This is a genomic window from Halobacteriovorax sp. BALOs_7, assembly GCF_003612895.1.
Taxonomy (GTDB): domain Bacteria; phylum Bdellovibrionota; class Bacteriovoracia; order Bacteriovoracales; family Bacteriovoracaceae; genus Halobacteriovorax_A; species Halobacteriovorax_A vibrionivorans.
Map to the genome: position 1 here is coordinate 1,721,233 of NZ_CP027772.1, position 13,235 is coordinate 1,734,467.

Annotated in this window: 11 protein-coding genes; 5 read left to right on the forward strand and 6 right to left on the reverse strand. The window is 34.9% G+C overall.

The window, feature by feature from the left end; genetic code table 11:
* Nucleotides 1-5: 5 nt before the first annotated feature.
* The 4 genes from BALOs_RS08275 to BALOs_RS08290 are packed head-to-tail and all read right to left on the reverse strand — an operon-like array spanning nucleotide 6 to nucleotide 3,389.
* Nucleotides 6-968 carry a hypothetical protein gene (locus BALOs_RS08275; RefSeq protein WP_240406499.1) on the reverse strand — a complete coding sequence of 321 codons (963 nt, stop codon included), beginning with the start codon at nucleotides 966-968 and terminating at the stop codon, nucleotides 6-8.
* A gap of 17 nt (nucleotides 969-985) precedes the next feature.
* Nucleotides 986-1,390 carry a hypothetical protein gene (locus BALOs_RS08280; protein ID WP_120404876.1) on the reverse strand — a complete coding sequence of 135 codons (405 nt, stop codon included), beginning with the start codon at nucleotides 1,388-1,390 and terminating at the stop codon, nucleotides 986-988.
* A 32-nt stretch (nucleotides 1,391-1,422) separates the two neighbouring features.
* Nucleotides 1,423-2,370, reverse strand: a complete 948-nt coding sequence (locus tag BALOs_RS08285; RefSeq protein WP_120404877.1) for an HAD-IIIA family hydrolase — start codon at nucleotides 2,368-2,370, stop codon at nucleotides 1,423-1,425.
* 2 nt (nucleotides 2,371-2,372) lie between these two features.
* Nucleotides 2,373-3,389 (reverse strand): hypothetical protein, encoded by a 1,017-nt coding sequence (locus BALOs_RS08290; protein WP_120404878.1) that lies wholly within the window; start codon nucleotides 3,387-3,389, stop codon nucleotides 2,373-2,375.
* Between the two features lie 98 nt (nucleotides 3,390-3,487).
* Here BALOs_RS08290 and BALOs_RS08295 point away from each other — a divergent pair, with 98 nt between their 5' ends.
* Genes BALOs_RS08295 through pyrF form a run of 3 tightly spaced genes read left to right on the forward strand, consistent with a single transcriptional unit; the run spans nucleotide 3,488 to nucleotide 9,578 of the window.
* On the forward strand, nucleotides 3,488-4,468 hold the full coding sequence (locus tag BALOs_RS08295; RefSeq protein ID WP_120404879.1) for an aspartate carbamoyltransferase catalytic subunit: 981 nt from the start codon (nucleotides 3,488-3,490) through the stop codon (nucleotides 4,466-4,468).
* Nucleotides 4,449-8,900 carry a carbamoyl-phosphate synthase large subunit gene (carB, locus tag BALOs_RS08300; RefSeq protein WP_120404880.1) on the forward strand — a complete coding sequence of 1,484 codons (4,452 nt, stop codon included), beginning with the start codon at nucleotides 4,449-4,451 and terminating at the stop codon, nucleotides 8,898-8,900. The genes BALOs_RS08295 and carB overlap by 20 nt, the downstream gene beginning before the upstream one ends.
* Entirely contained in the window at nucleotides 8,901-9,578 is a 678-nt protein-coding gene (pyrF, locus tag BALOs_RS08305) for an orotidine-5'-phosphate decarboxylase (protein ID WP_120404881.1), read from the forward strand.
* Here pyrF and BALOs_RS08310 read toward each other — a convergent pair whose 3' ends face one another.
* Nucleotides 9,579-10,877 carry an inosine/guanosine kinase gene (locus BALOs_RS08310; protein WP_120404882.1) on the reverse strand — a complete coding sequence of 433 codons (1,299 nt, stop codon included), beginning with the start codon at nucleotides 10,875-10,877 and terminating at the stop codon, nucleotides 9,579-9,581. It abuts the gene before it with no gap.
* Nucleotides 10,878-10,930: 53 nt separating this feature from the next.
* Here BALOs_RS08310 and BALOs_RS08315 point away from each other — a divergent pair, with 53 nt between their 5' ends.
* The gene (locus BALOs_RS08315; RefSeq protein WP_120404883.1) at nucleotides 10,931-11,779 is read left to right on the forward strand and encodes a hypothetical protein; all 849 of its coding nucleotides are present in this window, start codon (nucleotides 10,931-10,933) and stop codon (nucleotides 11,777-11,779) included.
* A 32-nt stretch (nucleotides 11,780-11,811) separates the two neighbouring features.
* Here the strand turns inward: BALOs_RS08315 and BALOs_RS08320 are convergent, their stop codons facing one another.
* Nucleotides 11,812-12,270: a hypothetical protein gene (locus tag BALOs_RS08320; protein WP_115362915.1), complete on the reverse strand. Its 459-nt coding sequence runs from the start codon at nucleotides 12,268-12,270 to the stop codon at nucleotides 11,812-11,814.
* A gap of 155 nt (nucleotides 12,271-12,425) precedes the next feature.
* On the opposite strand from BALOs_RS08320, the gene BALOs_RS08325 reads away from it, so the two are divergent.
* On the forward strand, nucleotides 12,426-13,232 hold the full coding sequence (locus BALOs_RS08325) for a TIGR02147 family protein (protein WP_115362918.1): 807 nt from the start codon (nucleotides 12,426-12,428) through the stop codon (nucleotides 13,230-13,232).
* Nucleotides 13,233-13,235: the final 3 nt, after the last annotated feature.

Below are 13,235 nucleotides of genomic sequence, written 5' to 3' on the forward strand. Positions count from 1 at the left end.
TAAATTTAAAGAAAAAGAACCTCATGACATGCATTAATAAAGTCATGCTGCTTTTGTGATAGCTTATCTTTCTCTAGAATATTTTCTTCATAATAAGTTTTATCAATAACGAGATCCAAAAGATCTTTATCGTCATTACTTACTTGTATTATTCTAGCATATTTAGAAATAACTTCGATATTATTTAACTTAAAGCTAAATTTAGGAGTTCCACCATAGATATGTTGCCAACTAGAAGTGTCAGATATCTTTGAGATCATATCTGGAAGCATACAGATATCTTGTTCTGTAATATGTAAAACTTCGACATCCGTTTTATAGTACTTACCAAAAGAGTCTTGAATCGATGTTTTAATTTTCTCTTCTGAAAGACTGTTAGAAATATCAAATAGATTTATAACATTAGATCTTACTGACTTTACTCCAAGTGCCGTACTGGCCTCAAATTTAGAACGTAATAACTCATTCAAGATATCTAAATCTGCATTCATAAGGAGTGTTCCATGGTGTAGAGCACTATTTCTTATCTCTTTAAAAGCACACCCCGATATCTTATAATCTTCACCTTCATGATCGACTCTTAAGTCATGACGTTGATTTTCAAATGCACTAATCCCTAAGCTTCTAAGGGCATCAACTATAATGCCAGCATTAGCAGACTTATCATAATGTGAGCGGGGGCCTATAAAAGAGTAATTCAAATTTCCAGGATCATGATAGACACAACCACCACCACTTTGTCTTCGTACAAGATTTATTCCTCGATCTCGTATTTCTTTTACACGACATTCAACCCATGGATTTTGAAACTTCCCCATTACGATACTAGGGGAACTCTTCCAAAGTAGAATGATCTGATCTTGACTTTCATTTTCACTGTGAGAGCGAAGTAAATGATTCTCATAGGCAAGATTAACAAATGGATTAAGAGATTCTAGAAGATATAGTTTTAGCTTAGAAGATATCATATAGGCCACAAGAGAAGCTACTCATCAGAAAGAAGATCCATATCCTCTTCTACTTTAGCAAAAACATCAAACTCCTTTAGGCCATTTGTTGATCGTTTACAAATACTTAGCTTTTCAACAAGTCCATGGCTTTGATCAGGAAAAGACTCATCTGCCATCTCTATCTTCTCAAGCGTTTGCTTAAATGGCGCACAACCGTTTTTAAGGACCAAGAGAGAAAGGTATTTTGATAAGGGAAGCTCTTCAATTTTTACAGATGCGTTTATCTTAGAGAGGTATTCACTATTTAAACGAGTTAACTCATTTAAAGAGGAGGCGATCTCCTGTTCTTTATGAGTTAAACGACGAGCTGACACGTTCACAATATTGATACAAAAACCAATAATGATTAATATAGATGAGGTTTTTAAGTTAAGTTTCATATGTAATTCCTTTTACATACAGAAATTTTGACTTATTTTGTCTTCTTTGGCAATGCAGTGGCAAAATTTATTACTTCGCTAAAGTTATCAGCAATTGTGACGTCACTATCCAATTCATACTTTCCACGTAAATGAATTGTTTCAACAAGAGGAAAATCGAGATCATCACTCATTTTATCACCTACCATATACGAATCAGAAAGCTTAATCGGAAAGTCATAACACGCCTCTAATAGCATTCCTGGATGAGGCTTACGACAAAGAGAGTGGAATTTATACTGGCCGACACCTTTTAAGAATTCAAATGGTGCAATATAAAAAGCATCGATGAGATTTTGTAATGAATCATTTAATGCATTATTAAAATGAACAACATCTTCATATTCAAACATTCCTTTTGATACACCAGATTGATTAGTTAAAACGATTTTAAGACGTTCAATATTGAACTCATTTAAGAGGAATTCATATGCCCCCTCTTTAAGCTCTAAATCATCAACCTTATGCACATATGAATGATCAACGTTTAAAACACCATCGCGATCAAGAAATACAGCAGGTCGATAAGCCTGCTTCTTATGGTAAGACTTAACTATTGGCATCACTGCTTTCTCAAAATGAGGCATTCCCACTGGATCAACAGCATCAACATAGAACACACCACTAGCAGCGTAATATTCAGAGCAAAGAGTGATATCCATTACTTCAGGAAAGAATTTTTCATTATTTTCCAACTCTTCACCATTGAGATTTAGTTTTGATAAATAGTAGTACTCACAATTACCATTCTTAGGTAAGTCATAAATATTAAATAGGTCTGGCCTCACACTACTTTTATAAGTGATGAACAAAACCTTATTACCTTCATTCACTAGATCCTTTAGTTGGCCATCGTCTTCAAACTCTAAAACTTGAAAAAGATCACACTCTAGTTCTTTTATCTCTTTATAGTCACGTTGACAGAGAACAATATCAAACATATTTAATCCTTGCGCTTAAACTTCATTGAGCAGTTAATTTTGTAAGAAGGTGCCGTAAACTTATTCATAGGCTTAACCCTTACTTGAAGGTTATCTCCACCAATGCAGATATTAAATGAAGAGATCTCGGGATTTAACTCGTGAATTCTTATCTCTTCAACTTCTGTGTAATTTACGACATGACAATAATCTAAGTCATAACTTTTATGCCTATAAAAACAAATCCCTTGGACAACATCTTTATTTCCAAGTCCCATTAAAGGAAGTAAGGATTCAATAAACTTGGCCTTATCTTGACTCAGTAATTTAGTAAATATTTCGTGATAATGCTTAATTAAATGACGATAGAGAATATAGAGGTCATCACGGTCTGCACCCTTAAGCTCTCCTGGCAGTTGAGTCTTTGTCCAAAGGGAGTCAAATCGTCCACTATATTCAAGTCCATGTCTATTATAAAGAGAGCTAGCGAAACGATCAAATTCCTTATCAATAAATTCATTTAAAGTATTTTGAACGAAGCCAATTGAGTCATAGGATCTAAAGTACTTTTCAAAAATACTCTTCGCACCAGCAGACTTAGTTGTGATATTGGCACCACTTTTAACAAGCTTTAAGCTAATTGGAACAATCTTCAAATCACCGCTTTTTATATCTTGAACTTGTACAACGATATCTGCTTCATGTAGGCGTTCTTTAATAATATGATCGTGTCTCTTACCGACGACGGTAACATTTTTAATTTCACCTTCAATATTTGAGCTTAAATCCTTGGCCATCTCTATTGCCAGAAGAGGAAGTTTTGCCAATAGGTTACGATCATATTGCCTTAACCAACTTTCATACTCTCTCATCATAGTTAAAAGCTCACTATCCACATTCTTCAAGAATAGAGACTCTACTTTACTGACAATAGCAATTTGACGGGCCACTAAAAACTCAAAAAGATTGCCCTTCACTTCATTTTTAAGTGCTTCTAATTGAGTATTATTATGTATTTCTTTAAAGTTCTTGGTAACCATATTCCCTATTTAAAAAAAGTGAAGTTTTTTGTGGCCATAAAGCTTTGACTTTATTATTCTTTTTAAAAACCATACTAGCTCAACACTATTGGAATGTCATGATTGGATTTCCATCTATTCTGGAAGGAATAGAAGACTTAAATCGAGAGCAAGTTGAGAAACTCCTCGCTCGCACAAAGGAACTAAAAATTGGTTCCCCTGCTAGACTTCCCCTAAAAAGAAAAATTTCAGTTGCAACCTCTTTCCTAGAGAATTCAACACGTACAAAACTTTCATTCATAATGGCCATAAACCTACTTAAAGGTATTCACATTGATTTTGAGGCAGAGAAGTCTTCACTTAAAAAAGGTGAAAGTCTAGAGCAAACACTACTGACTCTTAACTATCAAGGTTTTGATATATGCATCGTTCGAACAAAGGAAACGAAGCTCTTATCTCAATTTAAACAAAGGCCACCTATAAAAATGATTAACGGTGGAGATGGAACAAATGAGCATCCAACTCAGGCCCTGCTCGATCTCTATACTTTAAATGAATTATTTAATGGTGAGTTGGCAGGAAAGAAAGTTTGTATTGCAGGAGATTGTACTCATTCTCGTGTAACACATTCTCTTATGAAGCTTCTGCCACAATTTGGTATTGAAATTACCCTATGTGGGCCTAAAGAGTTCTTACCGAAAGAAATACCTGTAGGTATTAAAACGAATGCAAGTCTAGAAGAAGCATTAAAAGAAACAGATGCTGTTTATCTGTTAAGAATTCAAGCTGAAAGACATGAGAATCAATTTGATATGTCCACTTACAATGAGAAATGGGGACTAAACTTAGATTTAATTCGTCAGGTAGGCCGCAAGATTCCAGTCTTTCATCCAGGACCAGCAAATATAGGTATTGAAGTGGATCAAGAATTAGTAGATTCAAACCTATGGATGGCCCACAAGCAAGTAGAAAACTCAGTATATGTACGTATGGCAATCATTGAGGCAATGGTTACTAATGGCGATACAAATATTGGTGCAAAATATAACACAATTAACTTTGATAAAGGATTAACGACAAATGAAGAAAACAAAGTCTGATGGTCAATTGACATCATCACAACAGTCGGAACTTAATTTTCAAACCTCTCTTAAACAAACTCCTATTTTTCTTCATTTTCCAGATCATACAAAATTCCAAGCATATATTAATCTCCCTAATAACGACTCTCGACTAAAAGATGGTATTTTTGGTGAAGCGGCTTTTACAACGGGAATGAGCGGATACCAAGAAACAGCTACCGATCCATCCTTTCTTGGTCAACATATCATTTTCACAACGGCCCATGTTGGAAATTACGAATACAATGAGAAAGTTTCCCAAAGTCTTATTTCACAAAAACCATTGGCCCAAAGTTTAATAGCACGAAACTTTTCATATAATGAATTCTTAGAAAATTGTGATACTCCACTAATAAGTGACGTCGATTCAAGAGCTCTTACAAAATACTTATCATGTGAATCAAAAGATCACCGCTGTCTTATAACAACAAGTGAAGAAGCACCAAATTTTAATAATCACAAATTGATTTGTAATGAATTATCTAGAGTCTCAATAAAAGAGAAGAAGTGGATAATTGAAGGTAAAAATCCGATTGTCGTTATGGATTATGGGATAAAAAAATCAATCGTAAATTATTTAAAAGATCTTGGACATCCCCTAGTGATTGTTCCTAACAATACGCCTGCACAGGAAGTTATGGAATTTAGACCAAGGATGGTCTTTTTATCAAATGGGCCAGGAGATCCAAAAGAATATAAAGAAGAAATTTCACAAGTAAAAGAAATTCTAAAATCAGATATTCCGGTTAGGGGAATCTGTCTAGGACATCAACTAATTGGTCTTGCGTGTGAAATGGAAACAATAAAACTTCCATTTGGACAAAGAGGGGCAAACCACCCAGTCTACAATCATGGAGATGAATCCCTACTTATCACAAGTCAAAATCATGGTTATGCAATTGATGCAGAATCTTTTAATTCAAAAAGACTTGAAAACGAATTTAATCTAAAACTTTTTTGTGAGTTCACTTCCCTATTTGATCGCTCACTTGAAGGTTTAAGAAGTTACGATTCAAGAATCCGAAGTGTTCAATTTCACCCAGAATCAAATCCTGGCCCTAAAGACGCCTTCGTTTTCTTTGAAGAAATTAGAGAATTTTTAAATGGCGATATTAAAAAATATAATCCTGAAGATATTAAAGAGATTCCAGAATATCACCAAGGCCAAATGGAGTCACCTTATAAGAAAATTCTCTTAATTGGCTCTGGGCCAATCAAAATAGGTCAAGCATCTGAGTTTGATTACAGTGGGACACAGGCCTTAAAATCACTTAGAGAGCTTGGATTTGAAGTAATACTATTAAATTCAAATCCAGCAACTATCATGACTGATAAAGAGATGAGTCATCGAACATATATTGAACCTATTACCAAAGAAACTATTAAAAAAATTATCCTAAAAGAGAATGTCGATGCAGTCTTATCCACAATGGGTGGTCAAACAGCACTTAATATGTGCATAGAACTAGAAAAAGAAAATTTTCTAAAGGACAACGGTGTTGCTCTATTGGGTGCAAATACAGATACAATTGAAAGAACAGAAGACCGTGAATTATTTGCAAAAGAACTAGATAAGCTTGGCTATAAATCGGGTAAGAGATTTAGTGCAAAGAGTTTTGAACACGCACTAGAACTTGCTGACAATGATGTAAAATTTCCTTTAATTATTAGACGTGACTTTGCTCTTGGAGGAAAAGGTGCCGCTTTAGTTCACAATCTAAAAGAGCTAGAAGAGACCTTATCATCAAGTGATGTAAAGTTTCCAATTACCATGGAAAAATCACTTCTAGGATGGAAAGAACTTGAACTAGAAGTAATGGTTGATAAAAATCGTTGTGGAGTAGTCATTTGTTCTATTGAAAATGTCGATCCATGTGGAATTCACACAGGTGATTCAATTACAGTTGCTCCTGCTCAAACAATCTCTGATCGTTGCTACCAACAACTTAGAACCATGTCTCTAACGATTGCTAAGCATATGAATGTCGTAGCCGGTGGTGCAAATGTACAATTTGCAGTAAATCCACTAGATGAAGATGATATTGTTGTTATCGAGATGAATCCAAGAGTTTCAAGATCATCGGCGCTAGCTTCTAAGGCAACAGGTTATCCGATTGCAAAAATCTCTGCTGGCCTAGCTGTAGGTCTAACATTATTTGAAATTTTAAACGATATCACACGTATTTCTCCAGTAGCATTTGAGCCGACTCTAGATTATGTTGCAGTAAAGATACCAATTTTTCCTTTTAATAAATTCCCTTCAAGCTCACAGGTTCTAGGCCCTCAAATGAGATCTGTTGGAGAAGTTCTTGCACTCGGTGGAAATTTTAATGAAGCTTTTATGAAGGCCCTTCGTGCTACAGAACAAGGACTTGAGGTACCTTCACTTGAGCAATTAAAAACGACCCCTTATCCATTAACAAAAGAATATCTTAGAGATCGCTTAACAAATCAAAGAGAGCTATCTCTACTAACGGCCCTTGAAGCTTTAAGACAAGGATTTACTACACAAGAGATTTACGAAATAAGCTCCATCACTCCTTGGTTTGTTAATCAAATGGCCTTATTCCATCGAGATGAAGTTACACTTAAAAACTCTCCAGATTTAATTAAAGACAAAGAATCCCTTTTAAATCTGAAAAAGAATGGTTTCTCAGATAAGTACTTGGCCTTATTAACTGGAAAAAGCCTTGAGGCAATTCTTGACCAAAGAATAGCAAATGACATACGACCAGTCTTTAAGGCCGTCGATACATGCTCAGGTGAGTTTAATGCTCTGACACCTTATTTTTACTCTACATACACACAATTTAGTGACGTAAAACCTATATCAGAAGAAAGTTGTGCTATTTTTGGCTCTGGACCAAATCGTATTGGACAAGGAATTGAGTTTGACTACTCATGTGTAAAAAGTTGTATGGAATTAAAAGAGCAAGGAGTAAAATCTATTCTTCTTAACTCAAATCCAGAAACAGTTTCAACAGATTATGATAGCTCAGATAGACTCTATCTTACTCCTCTCTTTTCAGAAGACCTTTTTGAGATCCTAAGTTTTGAATCTCCTGAACAAATTATCACTTCATTTAGTGGTCAAACAGGAATTAATATTCGCTCTCATCTTGAGGCACCATTTAGAAAGAAGCATCAAGAATTTAACTTTTTAGGACCTTCACTTGAATTACTCGATACGGTTGAGGATAGAAAACGCTTTGATAGCCTAACAAAGGAAGTTCCTCTATCGCATACAACTTCTAAAGAAGTTAGAGGTTATAAAAACTTCATTAACGCTATTACAGAGGTAGGCTTCCCTGTCATCATTAGACCAAGTTATGTTATTGGTGGTGAAAGTATGTTTATCTTTGAAGGCCCAGAGGATATCGAAAATCTTCCTGATCAAATTTTAAAAAGCCTTCATGAAAACTCGATAGTCTTCCAGGTCGAAAATTATATTTCTGGTGCACTCGAGTATGATGTTGACTTAATAAGAGATAAAAACGGTAATACTGTATTTACAGTATGTGAGCATATTGAATATGCAGGAGTTCACTCCGGTGATTCTGGTATGATATCACCTCCTGCCAAAGCAAATGATGATACCATCAACAAAATGAGAGAACTTGCCTGCCAGATGGCAGATATTATGAAGATTACTGGGCCAGTAAACTTCCAATTTGCTCTTAAGGGTGAAGATATCTATTGTATTGAAGCGAACCCAAGAGGTTCTCGAACGATTCCTTTCCTATCAAAGGCCTATGATATAAATCTTGCGGCCATTGCAACAAAAGCATTACTTGGCAAAGAAATTAAAACAATAAGTAATATCAAAGGTGATTATCATATCATTAAGCAGTCAACATTTCCTTTTGATCGATTTGTACAAGATTCAATTATCCTTGGCCCAAAAATGCGCTCTACTGGTGAAACACTTGGTATTGATAAAGACACAGATCTTGCAATGTTAAAGTCGTACTTAGGAAATTATCCAGACATAACAAATAAGAAGTCAGTTCTTGTATCTCTTGCAAAAAAAGACGATCCAAAGTTAATTGAAAATATCCAAAAGCTATCAGAACTTGGACTTAATTTCTATGCGACTAAAGGGACACATAAATTCTTAAAAGAAGAATGCAATGTAGATGCGACTTTAATTAATAAATTAGCAGATAAAGGTGACAATCTTTCAATGCTTGATGCTATCAAGAAAGATGATATGGCCTTCGTACTAAACACACCATTAAATCAGGGACGCTCACAATCCGATGGAGAATTTATTAGAAATGCCGCCATCCAATATGCTGTCCCATGCTTTACTAGAATAGAAAATATTAAGGCAGTAACAAGTTCCATTATTAAATCATATACCACAGAACTTGAACCAGTAAGCCTTCAAGAGATGAGTGGAGAGGTATAAATGGAAAAGACCTTTGTAGCGCTAGATAATATGGATAAGGATCAAGTTAGACAGCTTCTAAGTGACTATCCTCAAATCAAAAAAGTTAAAATTGGACTTGAACTCTATTTAAAGTATGGCAATTCGATAGTTAATGAAGTTGCAGATGACTTTAACGTTGATATCTTTCTCGATTTAAAACTACATGATATCCCTTCAACTGTTGCAAAGGCAATTTCAGCGCTAAAAGGCCTGCCAATTAGCTTTTTAACGATTCATGCAAGCGGCGGAAGAAAAATGTTAGAAGCAGCATATGAAAGTGCACAAGTAAATCTTCCAAACTGCCAACTTCTTGCCGTTACAATTCTAACTTCTCATACAATAAGAGAAATTAAAGATATATGGGGAAGAGAATATAAAGAGAGTTTAAACGCATTACTTAATGAGATTACAAAAGCACAAATCACAGGCCTTGTATGCTCTGCCCAGGACCTAACCATTATTAGTGAACAGGAAAATGAAACAAACTTAAGCTTTACAAAAGTGACACCAGGGATTCGGCTAAAGAATGATGAAAGTGATGATCAAACAAGGATCATGACACCTGAAGATGCAATTAAGGCCGGTAGTAACTTTCTTGTCGTAGGGCGCTCTATAACTCAAAACCCCAATTCGATTTTAGAAGGTCACTACCCTTAATTACATATCCCAGTAACTTTCTTCTAAGCTCTGCTCTTTTACTGGCAAATTGCGCGATAGTCTTGGCGACTTTTGCTTAAGAACCTCGTAACTAGTTCTATTTGCATATTTACATAATTGGTGAATCGAAGAATAAGTTAAGTAGGTACCATCATGCTTAATTGAATGCGGTAAGAGTTTTCGGTGATAAACATTAGCAGAGATATCATGCAAAATAGCTGCAAGTGCAGCATCTCCAGCACCATTAGTATTTTCAATACTCTCAGGTCCTCCCATAAAAGGATTAATATGAGAGTAAATCTTTATAGGCTCTTTACAATGTTCTTTTAGTTGTCCACGAGAATATTCAAATTGATTATAGTTTTCAATTGATTTTGAATGGAGCTTGTCTTTAGTTTCTCTGGCCTTTTGCTTACATGCCCAAGAGGCCATATAAAGGCCCTGATCGCCATCTGTAATAAGAGCAAGATCAGTAATATCTAAAACGGCTTGTCCAATTAATAGTGGATCATCAATTCCTAAAAGAGCATGAGCTTCCTGGCGATTCATGGCCAAGACATTTACATTCTCTTTTACAAAGTCATAAAAGAAATCGCGATTCTCTTCAATAAGTGAACTTGTTCCAAGAGCAAATACAACTGGAACCTTATATTTCTTGGCTATGCTTACGGCCTTAAGGGTAGCTTTGAACAACGGAGCGCTATGATCTCTTAACAAGAATGCAGTAACTAAGAGGGCACTTGAGTTTTTTATTAATTCATAAGGAATGAATGATTCATCTAATTGATTCATTATTCCTTTTCCAATAGCGAATGTACGCTCCTTATCAGGAGTGATCATACACATTGCTCTGGCCATTTGCCCTTTACAAGGCTGTAAATAGCTAAAATCTACTTTAGATGAAGTACTGCAAATATACTTAAAGGCATAATCCCCTACTTTTATATTTTCACAAATAGTTCCCAGAGCAAATGATTGATCATCTGATAAAACTGAGTAATTATGAAGGGTATTCCCAACTGCACCACCAGCATATTGGCCAAGAATTTTATCGTTTTCTAAACAGTCTTGATAAAGCTCTTCAACGATGTGATCAGGTAAGATATAAGATTCACCTGGTGAAAGCTTATAGCGCTTTAATAGATCTGTTGGGGCATCAATTTCGATATCAACTAATAATTGATCGATTCCAACAATATATACATTTTCCTTACTGTTGAAATCTGTTTCAAATGAAAGTCTGCCTTTAGCACTTACCGGAAAGTAGTGCTTGGAGCGTCTCTTACCTGGAAATCTCATGGTAGTTCCTAAACTATTGTAGTCAAAAATTTTAAATTGATTATAATGTATATATGAAAAATATTTTAGTATTATTTTGTATTCTTTTCCATTTAACAGGGCATGCTTATCGTTTTGCCATAACAAAGGCAAGACAAACAGTTGTTTATGCTGATGTCGACCTCGCGGCCCCTATTGGATATATCAGAAGCGGTAGGAAGCTTAAGGTTGGAGATACGAGTTTAAAACAAGGTAGCATTGTCCCTTTAATCGTTTCTGGAAAAATAGCCTATGTTAAAACAAGTGATATCAGCTTTACAATCTCTGGCTCAAAACTTGAGCATAGAACTCCAGAGCTAACTGAGCATGAAATTGATAAAATTTTCAAAAGTGATGCTGAGAAACTTAAAGAAAATAGCTACTTAAGTCTTGATTACATGCGAGTTTCACCAGGCAGTGACTGGCAAGACTTTCATGAAAAATATAGTAATACAGATGCCCCGGCCTTTAATCGAATCAACCTTGCTATTGAATACCGAGACCCAAAGTCGAGAAATGGCTTTAAGCTTGGACTGGGTTATCTCTTTGGTTCAAGTGAAAATACAAAAATCACTAGTATCTACGGGGATTTTCAATATCAATTTCGCATTATCAATCGATCAAGTTTTGCACTTGAGGCCTATGCAGGACTCATTATAACTGGAGACTTTACACAAGAAAACTTTGGTGAGAAGTCAGCTGGAGGCGCTTGGGGATATAATGCAGGAGGAAGAGTAAGGATTGCACCTTTTTCGGCCCTAGGATTCTATGCTCAAGCAGCAATAGTATCTTATAATTCTTATTCAATGGATGAAATCGTTACTGAGACTGTTTCTTCTGTAGGTGGTGTATCTTTAGGTGTTGGTATTAGTTATCGACTATAAAAAAAGCCTAGCTAAAAGCTAGGCCTGTATATTTAGAAACAATTTATTGAAGCATTTTCTCCAGATTCATTTACATATTCAATGAAAATTTCATCAAGCTTTTCATCATAATTAACAGTAATATAATACTGATCAAAGCTTTCTTGAATAAAAATTGAATTTTTAAGGCTTACGATTGCATTATAGCTAATTGTATTTCCATTGAATGCCTTATCACCTTCTGCTCTAAGATTATATAATCTAATTTCTATATCTTCATCTGTGCGAGCAGAATTCTTCTGTCCATCAAGACATACATTTCGATAGTCGTTTAAAAGAACATCACGGATTTTGTCTTCAATTTCACGTGCACCCCAGCCAGTTTTAGCACCCCAACCAGTCTTTCCAAGAACATCAGATACATTTGGTAAGAGTTCATCGAATACGACAGTAGAAAACATTGCACTTGTGTTTAAAGAGATAATGAGTGTGAGAAAAATAGTTTTAAGCATATAGTGTATTCCTTTTAATGCCTATTTATCCTATATTGGCGTCATTTACTCAACCATGTGTGTAATATCTTTAGTTCATTGTATAAATTAGTAAATTTTCAAATATTTCACAGATTTTGCTAAATTTATTTGAAAAAAGAGACGAAACGTAAGTTATGGATATTAGAGGTATAGACCTATTTAGCTATATTGATTATCGACTTTATTTAGAAGATGTCTTTAGTGAGCGAAAAAAACTTGATCGCAAGTACACTTTTGGAAAGTGGGCAAAAGAGCTTGGTATCTCAAGTGTTTCAGGTCTAACTATGATCTTAAAAGGGCAAAGACATCCTGGCCCTAAGCTAATTAAGAAATTAATAGAGAATCTCAAATTAAATGAAAAAGAAGCAGACTTCTTTACATCTCTTGTTCAAGCAAAAAAGAATGCAAAAGGAGATGAAGAAGTATTTCAAGTTATTGCTCAAAAGCGTGTGACGGATATCTCCAAAAAAGAAAGGCAAGTTGAATTTAAATGGGAGATGGCCCTAATTAGAGAGATGTTAAAGTGGAAGAACTTTAATACAACTAAGGACTTAAGCTCGCTACCAATTATTTTTCAATCAAATGAAGGTTATCAAGAAATTATCGAACAAATGAAAAGTTCAACGATAATCAAAGAAGAAAAGAAAAAAATTAGTCTTAATCCAGATTACGAACCTCAATACAAACTTGAGATGTCACAATTTGTCCCTCTCCATCAAGAAATATGTGATCTATCAGATGATAGTTACTATATGCCAAAAGAGCAAAGAATTCTTGAGCATGTCCTTATTAATGTAAAAAAAGAAGACTTAACTAAGGCAAGAAAGAAACTATATGAATTTATCCAAGAATTTACAGATGAGTTTGATAGAGAAGATGGTAGCTCTGATGATCATCAAATTTTTAATTTAACCACACTATTTTTTCCATTTACAAAATAGAAA

Excerpts from the sequence above, each read along its gene's own strand:
- BALOs_RS08275 (WP_240406499.1), bottom strand. The coding sequence starts at position 968 with ATGATATCTTCTAAGCTAAAACTATATCTTCTAGAATCTCTTAATCCA.
- BALOs_RS08280 (WP_120404876.1), bottom strand. The coding sequence starts at position 1,390 with ATGAAACTTAACTTAAAAACCTCATCTATATTAATCATTATTGGTTTT.
- BALOs_RS08285 (WP_120404877.1), bottom strand. The coding sequence starts at position 2,370 with ATGTTTGATATTGTTCTCTGTCAACGTGACTATAAAGAGATAAAAGAA.
- BALOs_RS08290 (WP_120404878.1), bottom strand. The coding sequence starts at position 3,389 with ATGGTTACCAAGAACTTTAAAGAAATACATAATAATACTCAATTAGAA.
- BALOs_RS08295 (WP_120404879.1), top strand. The coding sequence starts at position 3,488 with ATGATTGGATTTCCATCTATTCTGGAAGGAATAGAAGACTTAAATCGA.
- carB (WP_120404880.1), top strand. The coding sequence starts at position 4,449 with ATGAAGAAAACAAAGTCTGATGGTCAATTGACATCATCACAACAGTCG.
- pyrF (WP_120404881.1), top strand. The coding sequence starts at position 8,901 with ATGGAAAAGACCTTTGTAGCGCTAGATAATATGGATAAGGATCAAGTT.
- BALOs_RS08310 (WP_120404882.1), bottom strand. The coding sequence starts at position 10,877 with ATGAGATTTCCAGGTAAGAGACGCTCCAAGCACTACTTTCCGGTAAGT.
- BALOs_RS08315 (WP_120404883.1), top strand. The coding sequence starts at position 10,931 with ATGAAAAATATTTTAGTATTATTTTGTATTCTTTTCCATTTAACAGGG.
- BALOs_RS08320 (WP_115362915.1), bottom strand. The coding sequence starts at position 12,270 with ATGCTTAAAACTATTTTTCTCACACTCATTATCTCTTTAAACACAAGT.
- BALOs_RS08325 (WP_115362918.1), top strand. The coding sequence starts at position 12,426 with ATGGATATTAGAGGTATAGACCTATTTAGCTATATTGATTATCGACTT.